Source organism: Brevibacillus sp. NPDC058079, from assembly GCF_042885155.1.
Lineage (GTDB): Bacteria > Bacillota > Bacilli > Brevibacillales > Brevibacillaceae > Brevibacillus.
In genome coordinates this window covers 340,855-359,406 of the sequence record NZ_JBHVSO010000001.1, presented here as the reverse complement: position 1 = coordinate 359,406, position 18,552 = coordinate 340,855, and the positions used below count along the sequence as shown (strand labels likewise).

Here is an 18,552-nt window from a genome sequence, read left to right as displayed (position 1 = left end):
TAAAACCAGCTTTTCGAGGATATTCTACACCCCAGCGTAGGAGTGCAAACCAGCAATGACCAAGTTGACCACGACCAGTGTAATCAAAATAATGACGAACCCGATGACGGACATCCATGCTGATTTTGCACCGATCCATCCTCTGGATAGACGCAAGTGCAAGTAGGCACTGTAGAAGAGCCAGACAACTAAGGCCCATACTTCCTTCGGGTCCCAGCCCCAGAATCGTCCCCAGGCCTCTTCTGCCCAAATCATCGCAAAGATAAGGGCCCCAAGGGTAAACACCGGATATCCGATACTGATTGCTCGATAACTGATCTCGTCCAGTAGCTCAGGATCGACACTCTCAACGGAAGGCTTGATTGCAGCCCCTAATCGTTTTCGGAAAATCAAACGCATTCCGCCATACAGAATTACCCCTGTAAGGACTGACCACAGCATCGTGTTCAATTTGCGTGCAGCGTCTTTTCCTTCCATCCAGGTAGGTGCCTCAAAGAGTGGAGACATTGGACCTTCCTTGATGATGGTTGAATCAGCGGGTGCAACAATTGCAGGCAGGATGTACTCCACTTTCGGTTTTACCATCTGTCCCGCTGCATTCATTTCTTCCTTCTTCATCTCAAATACCGTCTTTTGATCCATACGAGCAAACGTAGAATCCATCAAAATGAATCCAACGAGCATCAGGACCACAGCCAGCACGATCTCCAGCCATTTCGTACTTTTCGTGGAAATATGCTGCGGAACGGTACGGATCAAATACATCAGACCCGCTGCAAAACCAACCGCCAAAATCCCTTCACCCAGTGCAGCAGTAGTCACGTGAATGTGCAGCCAGTAGCTCTGCAAAGACGGAATCAATGGGGTGATTTCCTTTGGGAACACGTACGAATACGCGAGCATGATAACCCCTAGCGGAAGAACGAACGCCCCAATCGAGGTCAGCTTGTAGATCCGGTAAATAATTAAGTAGGCCAGGATAATACAGTAATCCAAGAATGCCATAAACTCAAACATGTTACTCGTCGGGCTATGACCGCCTGCAATCCAGCGAGCAATCACATACCCTGTTTGCGCCACAAAACCGATAACGGCTAACCAATACGCAAGCCGTCCATAGCGCTCTTCATGTTGTTTGGGATCACGCCCTGCCCAGTTTTTACCCGTCACGGCTACAGCAAAGACGATAGACGAGATGACGTAGAGCAGGAACGCGACATCCAGTAACCAGTCACTCAGTTGAATGAGCTGCACGTTGTTAGTACCCCCTTTGAAGCTTTAGGCCTTGGCCTTCGTTTTATCTTCTATCGTGACAGGGAGCTCCGCTTGTTTAACCAGCCCATCTACTTCTCTACGAAGACCGAACCAGTTTTTATTCGTGTGAGCTGCTACCAAGATACTTCCCTCTTGCGTCTGTACCCAAACCCGACGATGTTGCCAGAACATGCCGATCACAACGCCCGCAAGGAAAATGAATGAACCTAAATAAATCAGTGGCAATGCTTTGTCCACCCGTACATTCAGCCCTGCAATATCGATTAAATCAGGCATTTTGATGTCGAGTCCGTAACGCGTATCATTTTTCTGTGTAAGAATGGTTCCTTCTAGATAAACCAGTTTTTCGTTATAATTGCCATTCTCTCCAATGAGTTCCAATGCCACCATCGGATTTTTAGGCAAATTGGTTTTCGTCGCCGGCTTCCCGTCTTTTCCCATTATAAAATCGGGGAAGTAATCCAAAATCCGTACCGTAAACCCATCCGCAATGGTTTGCTCTGGCTGTGGATTGTACAGATCAATTTTGATAAGACCGATCTCTTTTTTATTGTTTTTCAAATCGACCACTGTAAAATTAAGCGCGCCAAGCTGCATCTCTTGCACGCCGCTCTGATAAATGTAGAGGCTGTCCTGCTCCATCGGATGATTCACGACGATCGGACCCTTCTGTACTTCTACCAAATCCGGCTTTTTCCCTGGAACGTCAGCGCTTTTATTTTCATACAAAATGGCCTCTGTCTGGTAGCTCTTCACAATGGCTCCGCCCTTAAGCTCCAGTTGCTCCGGCATTTCTTCTTCCGACCAATACTCTGTCGTGTAGTTCTCGTTTTTTATGTAGTAAGGGGTATTCGGAATCGCCATTGTTTGTCCCTCACGCACCCAGACGTACTCGTCCAAGTAAAAGCCAGGCAGGCTTCGCATCAGGGTACCGACCAAAAACAAGATCAGTCCAATGTGATTAATGTAAGGACCCCAACGGCTAAAACGACCTTTTTCAGCCATAATCGCCCGTTCCGTGCGGAAAATGCGGTATCCTTTTTCTTTCAATGCCAGAGCGGAGGCGTCCAGTATTGCTTCCTGATTGGCTTCTGGAGCAAGCTCACCCTCTGCAAACAGCTTTTGCCCTTTCAAAAAGGACTTGTGCTGGTTCAATCTTGGCTTCTTTAACGCTTTATACAGCGGTACTACGCGGTCCAGACTACAGATAACCAAAGACGTACCGAGCATAACTAGAAGCGTCACAAACCACCAGGACGAGTACATATTGTGAAATCCAAGGCCGTAGAAAATCGTTCCCAGCGTTCCATATGATTCCGTATAAAAACGGGCAACATCTGCTTCAGTCGGTACGGGAACCGGTATGTACATTTGTTGTGGAAAGATGGTTCCAACTGCGGACGCCACCAAAATGACAATAATGATACCGATTGCAATTTTGACCGAAGAAAAAAAGTTCCAGACTCGATCGATTACCTTTGTTTTATTCGTTTGAGAACGTCTTGCCATTCCTTCATAACGCATGTCAGGAAACGATGTCTGCTCGTGGACTTCCACATTCAAAGGCTTCCCGCAAGACTCACAGAGCAGCGTCCCAACCGGGTTGGTATGACCGCATTCGCATTTTCTCTGATCCATCATTGCTCCTCACTTACGGCAAGATTTTTGTTATTTTCGACTCAATCATCGCTTCATCTAACTGCCCGATAAAAATGTCCTGCACTTCTCCATCAGGGTCGATGAAAAAAGTCGTCGGAATCGGACCGATTCGATACAGCTTTGTTATTTGCGATTGGCGATCGAGCAAAATAGGGAAGTCAATCCCGAACTGCTTCACGAATGGTTCTACGGCAACTGGCGATTCTCCGATATTGACGCCGACTACAACCAATCCCTTGTCTTTAAACTTCGTGTATTGCTCTTGCAATGCCGGCATTTCTTCCTTACAGGGTTCACACCACGTGCCCCAGAAATTAAGGATAACGCCCTTTCCTTTCAAACTTTCCAGAGTCAGCTCTGGTCCATTCAGTTGCTCCAAACTAAAATTCGGAGCATCGCTTCCTACTTTCACAGCACCGGGGTCCTTCACAAAGCTGGAATAGAGTGCAAAGACCAGCGCTACAAGCAAAACACCCAATACCGCGATCCTGACATATGTACGATTGCTTTTGTTCATGACTCCATACTCCCATCTACTGCTAATAAATTGCATCCTTTTCCCATTCTATTATAGCGTTCCTAGTTTTTCCGACAGCGCACAACTTATGAACAGATTTTGAACGAATCAATGTTTCTACCGCGGGCTGCGTTTCTTTTGAACCAATCCCCGCTTCAAGCTCTCCACTTCCTCATGATTGAGCTTGCGAAATTCGCCTGGCTTTAGTCCATCTAATGTGAGAAATCCTAGACGGATTCGCTCCAATGTCAACACCGGATGACCGATCGCTTCACACATTCTGCGCACTTGGCGGTTTCGTCCTTCATGTATAGTCAGTTCTACCAATGCCTTTTGGCTGCTAGACTCTGTCTTCAACAATTTGGACTGACCGGGAGAAGTCATGCCGTCTTCCAAACGAATGCCGGTTGCTAGCTTGTGCACTTTTTCCTGACTAGGGATTCCCTTTACCCATGCCCGATACACTTTATCGATTTCATAGCTTGGATGTGCCAGCTTGTTGGCAAGCTCCCCATCGTTCGTCAAGAGCAGCAAGCCGGAAGTATCGTAATCCAAGCGACCTACTGGATATACCCGTTCTTTAATTCCCTTCAACAGATCGATCACTACCCGTCTGCCGCGCGGGTCAGTGACGCTCGTAATGACACCAGTAGGCTTGTACAGCAAGAGATAGACATGTTGCTCCAGCTTAACCTGCTGTCCATTCACCACAATTTTGTCCTTGAGCGGATCGACTTTTATTCCCTGCTCTCGTACGACTTGGCCATTTACCTGCACCTTGCCTTGCGCAATCAATTCTTCACAATGGCGACGAGAGGCGACTCCAGCATGCGCCAATACTTTCTGTAAACGTTCCATCGTTGGTTCACCTCTACAACATCATACCCATTCTTACTAGTGTGGACAAGAAAAAGGGAAAAACTTCCCCATATCCATGAGGAAGTTTTCACTGCCAACACTATTTGAACTCTATTAAGCGAAAATGTAGGAGACAATGAGCAGCGAAAATATGACACCAGCTAGGTCTGACCACAAGCCTACCTTTAGCGCATAAGCAGAATTGCGAATACCAACTGCGCCAAAATAAACGGTTAGGACATACAGTGTCGTATCTGTGCTCCCTTGCATGGTAGCTGCCAGTCTGCCCAAAAAAGAATCGGGACCGTACTGCGCGATCAGGTCTGTTGCTATCGCAAGTGAGCCTGTTCCCGTCAACGGACGAAGCAACGCCAACGGGACCAGTTCTTCCGGAAAATGCAACAGGTCAAGAAGCGGTTTGAGCGCGCGAAGCAGTAGATCCAATGCTCCTGACTCCCGAAACATACTCACCGCGACCATCATGGCAATCAGATGCGGGAGTATGCGAATCGTAGTGGTTAAGCCGCCTTTTGCTCCATCTACAAACGTCTCGTAGACGGGGACTTGTTTCCGCCACCCATACAACAAGACAAAGGCAATCGTAACGGGAATGGCCCAAAGAGAGAGCAGGGATACCCATTGGTACATAAGGACTCCCCCTATCTGTGTCTTCGTATATGCCGATAACGATACATGCGATCAATCAACAGGGCGACAATGGTGGCAGCAAAAGAAGATAACAGCGTAGTGCCTACGATTTCTACGGGATTCACGGAGCCATACTGCATGCGGATCGCGATCATCGTCGTAGGAATAATCGTAATGCTCGCCGTATTGATCGCCAGCAGCGTACACATGGCAGCCGAAGCGTTTTGCTTGTCTGGATTTAGCTTTTGGAGCTCTTCCATGGCTTTCAGCCCCATTGGAGTTGCTGCATTACCCAGCCCGAGCAAGTTTGCGCTCATATTTGAGAGGATATATCCCATGGCAGGGTGCCCTTTTGGTACATCAGGAAAAAGGATCTGAATGATCGGTGACAATACCCGCGCCAATAGCTCAAGGAGTCCTGACTTTTCTGCAATCCGCATCATTCCCATCCAAAAAGCGAGAACACTGAGAAGACCGAGACAAACGGTTACTCCCGTCTTGGCTCCTTCAAACGCTGCTGCGTTAATCGCTTCCATCCGCCCCGTCATGGCCGCAACGACAATGCTAATGACAATGAGACCGAGCCAGATGACATTAAGCACTCCACAGCCCCCCTGACACTATGTCCCAAAATGGCTGCCACATGGAGCGTGAAGCCTGCGGAGCTGCTAAAGTCGGCGCATCCACACTAACTAGCAACGGAACCTGCCCAATCATCTTCTCCTTTAAATAGAGTTGCAGAAACCCTGCCAGCTGACCATTCATTTTCGATGTTACCGTTGATTCTCCCATAACGACGCGTTTGTGAATCCCCTCTGCCTCTGCCGTTTGCAAGGGATATTGAAAAGCGTTTGTTGTGACAAGATGAGTTCCTGCTTCGAGTGTGACTGGCGTGTCAGGCTTTACCTCCTGCCCTTTTTTGACCAGCTCTTGTAGTGGATAATTCGCAAAGCCCCAGTCCATCAGCTTGGCGGAGTCGTTCCAGTCATCAGAAGCATTCAGGGTAATCGTGGCCAGCTGCCTTCCATCCCGCGTGGCAGAAGATGCTAAGCAGCGCTTCGCAATTTTGGTGTATCCCGTTTTCACACCATCAGCACCGTTGTATAAGTGAAGCATCTTATTTTTGTTGAGTAGACGCCGATCCCACTGCTCGCCTTCCCATGAAATATCCTTGACTTTCGTTGAAACGATTTGACGAAATACCGGATTATGTAAGGCGTAGGCGGACAGCTTTGCCATATCTTCCGCGGTGGAGTAATGCTGGTTACTGTCATCTAAACCATGCGGATTGGTGAAATTCGTATGCTCCATTCCAATCATCGCAGCCTTTTCATTCATCAAGTAAGTGAATCCAGGCACTGACCCTCCGATGTGCGTTGCGATGGTGACTGCTGCGTCATTACCAGATCGCAACATCAAACCGTACAGCAGTTCTTCAAGCGTGAGCTTCTCCCCATTTTTCAAGTAGATCGATGAGCCTTCTACACCAACTGCTTGTGGCGGTACCGTTACCTGTGCATCCAATTTGCCCATCTCGATCGCTACGATTGCTGTCATCGTTTTTGTCAGACTCGCGATCCTCATTTTTTTCGTACCGTTTTTGGAATAAAGAATCCGCCCACTCTCTACATCGATTAGCGCTGCACCTTCTGCTGACAAGCTAGGTGGAGCTGCAGCAGCTTTTACCATCGCTGCCGGCGTAAGAGCCATCTGTATAAAAAGAAAAACGACGAGTACGCCGGACAGATATTTTCGAATGCTCATAAACGTCCTCCCCATTTGAAAACTTGGGCTCAACCTTGCCTATTAGGCAAGAGAAAAGCCGTCGTTATACCACGATACACAGGTTTGTACCATAGTATATGGGGACGAGTCGTATGATAGTACGAAAAACTGTCCGGACTGTAACTAGTCGTTTGTCGATTCTTCTGCTTTTCCGAATAGCGCTGATGCTTCCAATCGCGCTTCTTCGATATCAAGATTGACAGGCGGTTCTGGCAAATCCCCCAGTTCCCGTAATCCAAAATGCTCCAAAAATTCTTTAGTGGTCGCGTACAAAATAGGACGTCCGATCCCCTCTGCTCTCCCCGCTTCGCGAATGAGGTGTTTAGATAAGAGGGTGTTCAGTGCTTTTTCGCATTTAACGCCACGGATTTCTTCAATCTCCGAACGAGTCAGTGGCTGTTTGTACGCAACAATGGCAAGAGTCTCCAATGCTGCTTGGGATAGCGTTGACTGACCTGGCGATGTTGCTAGCCGTTCAAAATAGGGTACATGCTCGGGCAGAGTGGTCAGCTGATACGCTTTTGCCACTTCCACGATTTGAATACCGCGTCCTGCCCGGCGGAAGTCAGCTTTCATGTCTTCGATCAAATCGATGACCTCTTCTTCCGACACCTCAGTGATTTCACAGATTTCTTTGGCATCGATTCCTTCATCACCCGAGATGAACAGCAAGCCCTCGATTACGCCTTTCAGCTTGTCATAGTCCATCGGTATGGGCTCCTTCCGCTCCGGTTTCACATATGATGATGTCTTGAAACAATTGATTTTGTACACACGTAATGTGCTTAGCCTTCATGAGCTCAAGCAAAGCGAGAAAGGTCGTCACAATCTCTGTACGCGTCGCCCCTTGAGTAAACAACTCAGAAAACCGAACCATCCCACCACCGCGTACCACTTGGCGTATCTCCGTCATCCGATCCTTGATGGAGATTTCGTCCCGCGACACCTTGGTCATCGGTTCTTTTTCTTTCGTTTTCTTTACCAGCTTTTCCAACGCGTTGATCAAATCATAGAGGGTCACATTCGTTACGGTATGATCTTCTTCGCGCGCATAAGGAGATAAATTTTCTGCGGGACGCGTAAAAACTTGATTACGACCGATTTCCATTTCTCGCAAGTTCTCAGCAAGCATTTTATAGCGTTTGTACTCCAACAGACGAGCAACCAGTTCTTCACGCGGGTCTATCTCGTCTACATCCATATCGAGGAACTGCTGAAAGACATGCTCCTCCTTTTTGGGTAACAGCATCTTGCTCTTAATAGAGAGGAGCGTAGCCGCCATGACTACGAACTCACTGGCCACATCCAGTTGGAGCTCTTGCATCTTGTCAATCGTCGCGAGGTATTGCTCCGTAATTTCCGCTATCGGTATGTCGTAGATGTCCACCTCAGCCTTGTCGATCAGATGGAGCAACAGATCGAGTGGTCCCTCAAAGGAATCAAGTTTGATGCTGTAAGCCAAAAGTCGTCCCTCGTTTCCGTTAGATGAACACGCTTAATATGTTCACTGCAATCTGTTGAATCCAGGTGCTTACAATAGCAAGTGGAATCCCGAAAATGGTAGAGCTGACACCTGGAATGAAAATCAGCAAGAGCAAGATCCACGGTCCGTAAACCTCATAATGATAGTACTTCGCATCCCAGCTGCGCGGTGACAAGAAGCGCAATATTTTGTAGCCATCCAATGGTGGGATCGGCAAAAGATTAAAGACGAAAAGAGCCGCATTGATGATGATACTAAATTCAAGCGTTGTCTCAATGGCAAAGACTGCTTTTTCATTCATTCCTACCAACATTCCGGAATAGCGTACAAGAATGTACACGATGCAGAATAAGATCGATAGGATCAGGTTGATAATCGGACCTGCCACCGAAACGTAAACGATACCTAAACGCTTGTTCCCGCGAAAATGAAGAGGATTGATCGGCACTGGCTTCGCCCAACCAAATGGACCAAACAAAATGAGAATCAAACCAAACGGATCAATATGCGGGATTGGGTTTAATGTTAAACGGCCTTCCGATTTAGCCGTGTTGTCACCTAGCTTCCAAGCGACAAAGGCATGCGCCCATTCGTGCAAAGTAAAAGCGATAACGAACGCAATCATGCGAAACGGTACCGTTTTCCAATCAAAGTGAAAAAGGTCCATTGCTTCCTCCTAATCATCCGTGTTCAAAAAAGTCGTCTATCTTCTAGCATACCAGCAGATAGATAGGCTTACAACCCCATTCCAGCTGGACCCAGCATGCATCCTGACGAAAAAACACCGACAAGGTTTCCCTCATCGGTGTTTATAAAACTTTTATTAGCCTACGTTTACTGTACCCATTTTATCGCCTTGTTTGATTGCATCAACGTGTTCCATACCGGAAGTGACGCGACCAAATACTGTATGTACGCCATCGAGGTGAGGGAAAGCATCATACAAGATGAAGAATTGGCTTCCGCCTGTGTCTTTTCCTGCGTGTGCCATGGACAGGTAACCGCGCTGATGCTTGTGTGGGTTTCCTTTTGTTTCACATTTGATTGTGTAACCAGGACCGCCTGTACCTGTACCGTAAGGGCATCCGCCTTGTGCTACGAAGCCAGGGATAACACGGTGGAAGGACAGTCCGTTGTAGAAGCCTTCGTTAATCAATTTCTCAAAGTTTGCTACTGTGCCCGGAGCTTCTTGATCGAACAGCTCCAGCTCGATTTGGTTACCATTTTCCATGGTGATGAGCGCTTTTTTCATATGTTGAACCTCCATACCTTGTAAAGTTAACGTACCCATTCTACCATGGAGAACGATTGACGTCCAATTTATCCCTCGATGCGGATCTGATCTTCGCCAGGCAACTCACAGTCGGTAATAAAAACAGTTCCCGCCTTCGCCTTTGCCACCATTTTCACGTACGCTGCCTTCTCTGCAACTTGTTCCGCACTGGTGTACTTCCCTGCATATAGGACGACACCTGCCATCGACATGGAGAGCTCCTGACCGTCCCCCATTCTGCGCTTTTCATAAATGTCCGAAAAGTACGGCGTAAAAGCATCCATGATAAACAAGACTACATCATTCGCACATTGTGCTGTCGTAATCAGGATAAAATCATCTCCGCCGATATGCCCTATGAAGTCAGACCCGCTTCCATACCATTTCGATGCTTCCCGCAACAAGTTCGCCGTTCGAACGATAATCTGATCACCCACTTCAAATCCGTAGCGGTCGTTAAACCATTTGAAACGGTCGAGATCACAGTAGATGACCACCTGATGATCATTCCGTTTCAGCCGTTGATTCAATTCCCTTTCAATCTGCACATTCCCCGGCAACCCTGTCAGCGGATTGGCAGAGCTCGCCATCTCGAGCTTAATGGAGGCCATTTTGTCCAACAGCTTCTGCACGGTAACGATACCGATGTACTCGCCATTCTCATCAATAATAATGACCACATCATACAAATGATAAGCATCTCTGGCCATCGCCCGCTTCGCTACCTCATCCAACTTGTCGTCTTTGGTAGCTTTGAGCGGGTTGGTATTCATGATTTGAGAAACAGGTCTTTCATAATACAATGCGATTCCGTATTGACCACCGAGAATTTGATACAGAGAAAAGCGCATAACAAGCCCAACTGGTATGCCGTTCTCCAGTACAACCACGCTTTCAATCCGCTGATTTTGTTCAAAAATCTCATGGATTCGTCTTACTTTCACGTGCTTTTCAACACTGATTGTCTTCGCCAAAATTTCCGTCATAGCCGGAGTGGGCAGGATTAGCTCTGCTTCTTGCTCAATCCGCCTTTCCATTGTAAATCGCAGAAAGTTCATAGCCGTTCCACATAGCTGCGCCATCCCTTTGTCCGGCTTGCCTAAGTAGTAACCCTGTCCATAGATGACACCGACGTCCATGAGCGTTTCCAGCTCACGCTCCGTCTCGATTCCTTCTGCAATGATTTTACAGTTCACTTTGTCAGCGAAGGATACAAACGTCTCTAACAACGCCTGCTTAATCGGATCGACATCGATATTGCGGATCAATGACATATCGAGCTTAATAAAATCTGGATAGATTTCTGTAATCGATTCCAAGCTGGAATATCCTGCTCCCGCATCATCTACAGCAATCATATAGCCCTGCTTGCGGTACTCCTCAATGATTTTTCGAAAGGCAGCGTAATTCGTAATCGCGTGGCGCTCTGTAATTTCAAAAACAATGTTTTGTGGCGTCAGCTCATACTCTGCCAAAAGCATCTGCACTTTGCCACGCAACAGAAACGGATCGTCAATCGCCCGTGGGTCCAAATTGATGAACAATTTTTCATGCGGCTTCAGATAGCGTATATGCTCCAATGCCCGTTTTCGACATATATGCTCCAAACGAAACACCGTATCCGTCTCTTGTGCATAATTGAACAAGGCAGCGGGAGTTGCAAAGAGACTGTTGACCGGCCCTCGCGCCAATGCCTCCCATCCCAAAGCTTCGCCATTTGGCAAATGAATGATCGGCATGAAATGCATCTGGACGTTTTCTTCTGCAAGCAGCTTGTGAAATTGTCTGATGTGCGTATATTTTTCGGAGGTAATCCCATATTTGGCCATATGTACAGCATGTTTGACAGAAGTATACATCTCTTTTACGATATCTTCTCCGATGATTTCCGCATAACCGATATGGACACGAAGCTCCTCACGATTGACGAAGCTCACTTGTCGATTTAACTGTCGTTCAGCCAACTCCTGAAAATGAATCGATAGCATTTGACAGTCTTCCTCACTCATCGTGTTCGAAAAGGAAGTGTAGATCGCAAAATCATCTCCCCACAGCTTTTGAATCGCGATGATTCTCCCTTTGATTTCAAATGCTTGACGAGCTACAGCTGGCAAAATGCTTTCAAATATATGAAGAACTCTCTTGGCACTTGTATCGCCATAGCGATGCTCTACCTCTGTCAGCTTGACGATATCTATATAAAACATGACGACTTTCTTCTCTCTCTCCACTTCTTGCCGAATCATCGCCTTCATCCATTGGCGTTTGTCCAATGAAATGTAGGGTATTCGTCGAAACCGCTTCATAAGAGTCGACAACATGATGAATCGCTCCCCCTCACCCTTTCATTATGCCGAGAAAACATTAAGCAATCATGAATGGGAGATGAAGGAAATACAAAACCTTCCCAAACGATCGGGAAGGTTTGTTCATTTTTTATGAAGTTTAGCGCATTAGCTGCGCGCGTTTTGGCAAAACATCGTGACCGACTACTTCTGCGTACGTTTCGCGTCGTACGACCACTTCTGCTTCTCCGTCCTTGACAAATACAACAGCAGGACGAGCGATCCGATTGTAGTTGTTCGCCATCGAATACCCATAGGCACCTGTGCTTGGAACTGCGAGAATATCGCCCGCCTGTGCTTCTGGCAGCTTCACATCCCAGATGAGCATATCACCTGACTCACAGCACTTCCCTGCAATGGAAACAACTTCTGTGGCAGGTGCATTCATTTTGTTCGCAATCGCTGCTTCATATTCTGCATCGTACAAAGCTGGTCGCAGATTGTCTGTCATGCCACCATCGACCGCAATATATTTCCGGACATTTGGAATGTTCTTTTGCGATCCAATTCGGTACAAGGTTGTCCCTGCATCTCCTACAATACTCCGACCTGGCTCGATCCAAATCTCAGGTAGAGGAATCTCCAGCGCTGTGAGTTCTTGGCGAACGACATCTGTAATGGCTTTGATATACGTTTCCGCTGGCTGCGGTGTATCCCCTTCTACATACCGAATACCGAAGCCGCCACCTACATTCAGTACTTCTGGCAGGAATCCAAGCTTTCCTTTTGCTTCCCCCAACAGCTCTGTCAATCGTTTGACAGCGACGAGGAAGCCTTCTGTTTCAAATATTTGTGAACCTATATGGCTATGAACTCCCAATAAATGGAGATGATTGCTTTCGTGAGAGAATTGAATCGCCTCAAGAGCCTGGCCGTTTTGCACGTCAAAGCCAAACTTGGAGTCGATCTGCCCTGTAGAAATGTATTCATGCGTATGAGCTTCTACACCCGGTGTGACACGCAAGAGAACGGAGACCTTTTCGTTCCGCTCTTCGGCTAATTGCGCCAAGATGTGCAGCTCATAAAAGTTGTCTACAACGAAACAGCCAATTTTGGCATCGAGCGCCATGATTAACTCATCATGAGATTTGTTGTTGCCATGGAAATGAATGCGCTCTACGGGGAATCCAGCTTGCAGAGCCGTATACAATTCGCCGCCAGATACTACATCGAGTGACAAGCCTTCCTCTTCAATCAACTTGCACATCGCCATTGTGCAAAAAGCTTTACTCGCGTAAGCAACCTGGAAGGAAAAACCCGTATTGTGAAACGCATTGACAAATTCCCGGCATTTGGTGCGAATTTGTAGTTCGTCATACACATATAAAGGTGTTCCGTAAGTAGCAGCTAGATGTGTCGTATCACAGCCTCCGATTTCCAAGTTTCCTTGTTCATTCACTCGACTTGTCCCGTGTAAGTACATGTTTCGTTTCCTCCCCAATTCATTCGCACCGATGATGTATATAGACAACCTTTTATAAAGAAAGGCAACCAACGAGGAGCGTCAGTTGCCATACAGAAACTTTTGTTCGTAAGGCTTCCCTACAATTTACTACAAGGCTGTGCGTTTGACAATGGGTGAAGTCATCCGTTTTCAGAATATTATTGCCGAGAGGAATTTTGCGAGCGAACGATACTCGGCCTGTTGTTTTTGCTTGGCACAGCCAGCCGTACCGCAATATCCTTCATCCCTTTGTAGTTGAATGGAATGAACGGCCATAAGTAAGGTGTATTGAGCGAACGGGTGGAAGCCAAGAAAATCAGAATGATCGTAAGTCCGATCATCAGTCCCGGTGTGGAGAAAAAGCCCACCATGAGAATCAGAAATAAACGAATCAGTCGATTGGCCAAGCTCAACTCATAACTGGGAGTTGCATACATCCCGATTGCCGCCACTGCCAGATACAAGATAACCTCGGGTGCGAGGAGTCCTACCTTGATCGCCACATCCCCGACCAGAATCGCGGCCAATAAACCTACGGCAATCGAGAGCGGCGCTGGCGTATGAATGGCGGCCATCCGCATCAAGTCCAATCCAACCTCAGCGATCACGAATTGTGCCAAAATAGGAATGCTCCCCATCTTCTTGATCCCCAGGAAGTGAAGTGGCTCCGGTATCATGGAAGGGTGCATAACCAAAAGCAACCAGATCGGCAAAACAAAAACAGAAGCAAAGATTCCCAAAAAGCGAACCCAGCGCAGATAAGCACCGATTACCGGTGTTTGTCGATACTCCTCCGCATGCTGTACATGATGAAAATAAGTGGCGGGTGTGATCATGACACTCGGCGAAGTATCCACATAAATCAGTACGTGACCTTCTAATAGATGTACAGCGGCTACATCGGGACGCTCTGTGTATCGAACCAGAGGGAAGGGGTTCAACGTTTTTCCTATGATAAATTCTTCGACGGTTTTTTCTGCCATCGGTATCCCGTCAATCTGGATATTTTGTAGGCGCTCTTTCAACGTATGGACCAGCCCTTCATTTGCTACATCATGCAAGTAGGCGACGGCAACATCTGTCTTGGTCCGCTCCCCAATCTGCATGATTTCGAATCGGAGCCGTTCGTCACGTATTCTTCGGCGGGTAAGAGCCGTATTGGTTACGAGTACTTCTGTAAAACCGTCATGCGCTCCGCGGACGATTCTCTCCGTATCTGGCTCCTGCGGTGTGCGATTCGGCAAGATTTTGGCATCGAGAATAATGGCGTGGGGAGATCGGTCAATGATCATCCCTACTTGACCGACAAGCAATTTATCAATAAACTCGTCAGTCGTTTCTACCTTGCTCAGTTGGAAAAAAGGGATGAATTTGTGAAACAAATGGTCGAAAGCGTTATCAGCCAGATCCCGCTCACGCACACCGTTCAGCTCACGCATGACCTGAGAAATCAGTAAACTTTCTGCGAAGCCATTTATGTAATACAACAACATTCGTGTATGACCCACATAAAAATCATGGACCCCAATATCAAAACTCTTACCGACACCAAGTCTGTCGTTCAAATACCTCTGATTCTCTTCAAGATAAGTTGAGATGGGATGACGTTTTTCCGTGACCTGTGCCATGAGCGCCGCTCCTTTCTATTATCCATTGCACCGCTCTCGTTGTGATAGGACAACCGTTTTGCAAACTATCCCTGCCTTCCATTTTGCCTATATCTCCAATGCCGATGACATTTGGTACATGCAGGGAATTCAAGATGTCTACCGTATCTCCATAAATATGATGCTGAAGTTGCTCGTCTGCGTACCCGTCCTTGTCCACCGCTTCGTCTACAATTTGACCTTGGTTGTTTACGGAATAAGCGACCGTCGCACCCTTGACCCAATGTGTATTCGAGGCTACTGCAATCGCACCGATTACTTCGATATCAGGATGCTTCACCACGTATTCGAGTGCTCGTTCCCCTCTACCCTTGCCGTAATCTCCATTGTCATCGAACATGACGATGACAGGATCATATGGTGTCATTTTTATTAGCTCGACCATCTGATTGCCTCGTAGTGGAGTTGGATTCCCGGCAGACAGCGATATACATCGACCACCAAATTGCTTGGCGACATTCTCGATAACTTTTTGGGCAATATGATCTCCGTCTGTCACCAAGATGACTTTCCGGCGTACTGTGTCCATGCTGGGTCACCGCCTTTTACTGCCTGGACTTACCCTTTGGGTTTAAAGATGAGTGAGGCAAAAAATCCGAATGCAATCGCAGCCGATATACCCGCACTCGTGACCTCAAAAATCCCCGTTGCCACACCGATCAACCCATGTTGCTCTGCCTCGCCGATGGCTCCATGGTACAAAGAATGACCGAAGCTCGTAATTGGTACAGTCGCTCCTGCGCCTGCGAAATCAATAAACTTGTCATACACGCCGATAAAATCGAGAAAAACTCCTGCCACGACCAGCGTACTCATGACATGAGCAGGCGTTAACTTGCCAACATCCAGAAGGAGCTGACCTACTACACAAACCAATCCTCCTACGACAAAAGCAATCAGGTACTCCATCATTTTCCTCCTTCCAGTGCAACCGCATGGGCGATGCACGGTATCGAATTGCCCTGCTGATAGCTTACCGGGCTTAAGAGGGCTCCCGTGGCACAGACCAACACGTTTTTCAGTAACCCACGGTTAAGTTGATCCAAAATGTAGCTATACGTGACCACTGCACTGCTGGCACAACCGCTCCCGCCTGCAAATACATCCTGATCGGGGGAGTAAATCATTAACCCGCAATCATTGTAGATTTGATCCAGATCGTATCCTTCTGTCAGCATGAGCTCTTTTAGAATCGGAAACCCGACAGCTGCCAGGTCACCAGTCACGATCAAATCATAGGCTTGTGGGGAGCGCCCCGTATCTTGAAAATGCGTCTGGATCGTCGTAGCTGCTGCTGGAGCCATAGCAGTCCCCATGTCAAACGGGTCTTTAATCCCCATATCTACTACTTTTCCCATCGTCGCATACGTGATTCGCGGACCATTTCCCCCTATCCCGACCAATCCAGCGCCGGCTCCTGTCACTGTCCACTGGGCGCTTGGCGGCTTCTGGCCTCCATATTCCGTGGGATAACGATATTGCCTTTCCGCTGTGGCATTGTGGCTACTGCAAGCAGCAATGGCCCTGTTCGCATAGCCTGCGTTTACCAAAGCCGCCGCATTTGCCAGTGTCAGCATCGAGGTAGAACAAGCTCCGTACATGCCCAAAAGCGGAATCGCCACCTTTTCTGCTGCAAAGTTGGTGGTGATGTTCTGATTTAACAGATCACCGGCGAGAATGATATCCACATCCTTGCCCGTGATCTCGGCCTTTTGCAGCAAGGTGTTGACTGCATCCTCCATCAACTGGCGTTCGGCGTCTTCCCACGTCTGTTGGCCTGCATACATATCGTCGTGGATCTTATCAAACAAGTGTGCCAGCGGCCCTTCTCCTTCTTTTGGTCCCACAGCAACTGCCGAGCTTTGCAAGCGAACATTTTGATCGAAGTGCCAGGTTTGCCGATTGACTCGTTTCACTGGTTGATTGTTTGACACCGCCAGCCCTCCCTTAGAAAAACATGTTGATCAGGCTCTTTAAAATTCCCGCAATGAAAGCAGCAACAACCCCAAATACAATGACCGAGCCAGCCAGCTTAAACATATTTCCCCCAACGCCGAGCACATACCCTTCGCTCCGATGTTCGATGGCTGCAGAAGCTATTGAGTTGGCAAAGCCTGTAACAGGCACAGCTGATCCTGCTCCGGCATACTGCCCGATATTGTCATACACACCTAACCCTGTCAGCAAAACGGATAGAAAGATGAGCGTCGCAACGGTCGGATTGCTTGCCGTTTTCTCCGTAAATCCGAAAAAGGTAATATACATATTTTGAATGGCTTGACCCAACAAACATATGGTCCCTCCTACCCAGAAAGCACGAAACGAGTTCAGCAGAACATTTCGTTTGGGCTGGAACTTGGAAGCCTGCTGTTGATACAGTTGTTTGGTCATCTGCATCGATCCGGGATTTTTGGATTTTGTTTTGGTTGCCATGCCCTTTCACTCCCTTTGTAAGCTTTCTTCCTATATCCTTCCTTTTTCTAAAGATGCCTATGAATAGTGGTATTTACCATTTCACAGATGGAGCAGCCATTGCAGTAAGGAACCTGTCACTTTTCCCAAAACCACTGCCATCATCAGAAAGAGAAGACTGCCATCCATGTGGATTCGCTTCGCTAATATCGGGAAGACATTCAGTACCTCAGTTAAGCCTGCGGCGAGTGTCCCCACAAATATTCCTGCAAATATCCCGTAAATCGAAGAAACGATATCGGGCAAATGAGCACCCCAGTGAAAAAAATCAATGAACGTAAAAAAAAGCGCCCCTGCTACCAAAGCCCATTCCAGCGAGCGGATATATCGATGAGCATTCGTTAATTGTGTCAACCTCGGAATGATGTCCAGAACGGTAATAAACGCGACCAGCCCGCTCCCAACTGCAAGACCTCCACCTAGCCCGATCAACATAAGCAACAAGCATTTGATGACGCTCATTTCTTCGTCCGTTGGTTTTCCTTGTTTTCATTTTGTATGTAGTATTGATCCAGGCTTTGCTGATACATAAACAATTCCACTTCTAGCGGACTAGGTTCTTCGTTGATTTTTTTCTGGAAGATATGATTGAAAAACAGAATCATCCCCAAGCCGATTCCGATGGAGTAAGGGATTTGCAACCATAAAGGCTGATGGCTTTTTTCACCTGTAATCAAATAGTAGATTCGTTCGTGAACCTGCATCATGCTGACATCAGTATGGAAATTCATGATCGCCAAGCCTGAGCCAATGAACAACAGAATCCACACCATCGCCACCAAAATCGGGTTCGATTTCTTTCGTGGATTGAGTACTTCCACTATGATTTGGGGAGCACCCTGGACGTCCAATTCCACGTCAGGATAGACAGAGCGCAGCCTTTTGATCACCTGCATAATATCGATAATGATCAAATTGCCATCTGTTGGCTTTGTCTGGTAAATGGGCATCCGCTTTAACGCTTCCTCGCGCTCTCCATCCCAGTAAAGCTGGCAAATGTCCCCAAGCATAATCATGGCTTGTGGCTGTACGGCCAATCGCTTTCTCAGGCGCAGAAACAACGCGTCTTTCATGGTACCTTCCCCTTCCATCACATACCTGATTATTCGCTAGTATGTGCCGAGCC

The 18,552-nt window shown here is 47.4% G+C and carries 20 protein-coding genes; all 20 read right to left on the bottom strand.

Features of this window, described 5'->3' with window-relative positions; translation table 11 throughout:
• Positions 1-24: 24 nt before the first annotated feature.
• The gene (gene ccsB, locus ACFVS2_RS01870) at positions 25-1,254 is read right to left on the bottom strand and encodes a c-type cytochrome biogenesis protein CcsB (protein WP_390230267.1); all 1,230 of its coding nucleotides are present in this window, start codon (positions 1,252-1,254) and stop codon (positions 25-27) included.
• A gap of 24 nt (positions 1,255-1,278) precedes the next feature.
• Positions 1,279-2,913 (bottom strand): cytochrome c biogenesis protein ResB, encoded by a 1,635-nt coding sequence (gene resB / locus ACFVS2_RS01865; RefSeq protein WP_173618004.1) that lies wholly within the window; start codon positions 2,911-2,913, stop codon positions 1,279-1,281.
• 13 nt (positions 2,914-2,926) lie between these two features.
• The gene (resA, locus tag ACFVS2_RS01860) at positions 2,927-3,451 is read right to left on the bottom strand and encodes a thiol-disulfide oxidoreductase ResA (RefSeq protein WP_007724043.1); all 525 of its coding nucleotides are present in this window, start codon (positions 3,449-3,451) and stop codon (positions 2,927-2,929) included.
• A 117-nt stretch (positions 3,452-3,568) separates the two neighbouring features.
• The gene (locus ACFVS2_RS01855) at positions 3,569-4,309 is read right to left on the bottom strand and encodes a pseudouridine synthase (protein ID WP_390230262.1); all 741 of its coding nucleotides are present in this window, start codon (positions 4,307-4,309) and stop codon (positions 3,569-3,571) included.
• 114 nt (positions 4,310-4,423) lie between these two features.
• Positions 4,424-4,957 (bottom strand): spore maturation protein, encoded by a 534-nt coding sequence (locus tag ACFVS2_RS01850; protein WP_007724050.1) that lies wholly within the window; start codon positions 4,955-4,957, stop codon positions 4,424-4,426.
• An 11-nt stretch (positions 4,958-4,968) separates the two neighbouring features.
• The gene (locus ACFVS2_RS01845) at positions 4,969-5,559 is read right to left on the bottom strand and encodes a nucleoside recognition domain-containing protein (protein WP_007724061.1); all 591 of its coding nucleotides are present in this window, start codon (positions 5,557-5,559) and stop codon (positions 4,969-4,971) included.
• Entirely contained in the window at positions 5,552-6,721 is a 1,170-nt protein-coding gene (locus tag ACFVS2_RS01840) for a D-alanyl-D-alanine carboxypeptidase family protein (RefSeq protein ID WP_390230257.1), read from the bottom strand. The genes ACFVS2_RS01845 and ACFVS2_RS01840 overlap by 8 nt, the downstream gene beginning before the upstream one ends.
• Before the next feature lie 144 nt (positions 6,722-6,865).
• Positions 6,866-7,450, bottom strand: coding sequence for an SMC-Scp complex subunit ScpB (gene scpB, locus ACFVS2_RS01835; RefSeq protein ID WP_173617974.1), 585 nt, complete (start codon positions 7,448-7,450; stop codon positions 6,866-6,868).
• A complete protein-coding gene (locus ACFVS2_RS01830) occupies positions 7,440-8,204 on the bottom strand; it encodes a segregation/condensation protein A (protein WP_390230254.1) in 765 nt (254 codons plus the stop codon). Before ACFVS2_RS01830 ends, scpB begins: the two co-directional genes overlap by 11 nt.
• Before the next feature lie 19 nt (positions 8,205-8,223).
• Positions 8,224-8,892, bottom strand: coding sequence for a site-2 protease family protein (locus tag ACFVS2_RS01825; protein WP_173617976.1), 669 nt, complete (start codon positions 8,890-8,892; stop codon positions 8,224-8,226).
• 156 nt (positions 8,893-9,048) lie between these two features.
• Positions 9,049-9,477 carry a peptidylprolyl isomerase gene (locus ACFVS2_RS01820; RefSeq protein ID WP_390230251.1) on the bottom strand — a complete coding sequence of 143 codons (429 nt, stop codon included), beginning with the start codon at positions 9,475-9,477 and terminating at the stop codon, positions 9,049-9,051.
• 68 nt (positions 9,478-9,545) lie between these two features.
• Complete coding sequence (locus ACFVS2_RS01815) at positions 9,546-11,819, bottom strand: GGDEF domain-containing protein (RefSeq protein WP_390230248.1); 2,274 nt, start codon at positions 11,817-11,819, stop codon at positions 9,546-9,548.
• Positions 11,820-11,943: 124 nt separating this feature from the next.
• Positions 11,944-13,266, bottom strand: a complete 1,323-nt coding sequence (gene lysA, locus ACFVS2_RS01810) for a diaminopimelate decarboxylase (RefSeq protein WP_173620163.1) — start codon at positions 13,264-13,266, stop codon at positions 11,944-11,946.
• A 179-nt stretch (positions 13,267-13,445) separates the two neighbouring features.
• Complete coding sequence (locus tag ACFVS2_RS01805; RefSeq protein ID WP_390230245.1) at positions 13,446-14,915, bottom strand: spore germination protein; 1,470 nt, start codon at positions 14,913-14,915, stop codon at positions 13,446-13,448.
• Complete coding sequence (gene spoVAEA, locus ACFVS2_RS01800) at positions 14,869-15,483, bottom strand: stage V sporulation protein SpoVABEA (RefSeq protein ID WP_390230242.1); 615 nt, start codon at positions 15,481-15,483, stop codon at positions 14,869-14,871. Before spoVAEA ends, ACFVS2_RS01805 begins: the two co-directional genes overlap by 47 nt.
• A gap of 29 nt (positions 15,484-15,512) precedes the next feature.
• A complete protein-coding gene (gene spoVAE / locus ACFVS2_RS01795) occupies positions 15,513-15,863 on the bottom strand; it encodes a stage V sporulation protein AE (protein WP_137029388.1) in 351 nt (116 codons plus the stop codon).
• Positions 15,863-16,888 (bottom strand): stage V sporulation protein AD, encoded by a 1,026-nt coding sequence (gene spoVAD / locus ACFVS2_RS01790; protein ID WP_390230239.1) that lies wholly within the window; start codon positions 16,886-16,888, stop codon positions 15,863-15,865. Before spoVAD ends, spoVAE begins: the two co-directional genes overlap by 1 nt.
• Positions 16,889-16,901: 13 nt before the next feature.
• Complete coding sequence (gene spoVAC / locus ACFVS2_RS01785; RefSeq protein ID WP_007724098.1) at positions 16,902-17,387, bottom strand: stage V sporulation protein AC; 486 nt, start codon at positions 17,385-17,387, stop codon at positions 16,902-16,904.
• A gap of 81 nt (positions 17,388-17,468) precedes the next feature.
• Positions 17,469-17,888, bottom strand: coding sequence for a stage V sporulation protein AB (locus tag ACFVS2_RS01780; protein WP_390230235.1), 420 nt, complete (start codon positions 17,886-17,888; stop codon positions 17,469-17,471).
• Positions 17,885-18,499, bottom strand: a complete 615-nt coding sequence (locus ACFVS2_RS01775; protein WP_007724102.1) for a stage V sporulation protein AA — start codon at positions 18,497-18,499, stop codon at positions 17,885-17,887. The genes ACFVS2_RS01780 and ACFVS2_RS01775 overlap by 4 nt, the downstream gene beginning before the upstream one ends.
• Between the last annotated feature and the right edge of the window lie 53 nt (positions 18,500-18,552).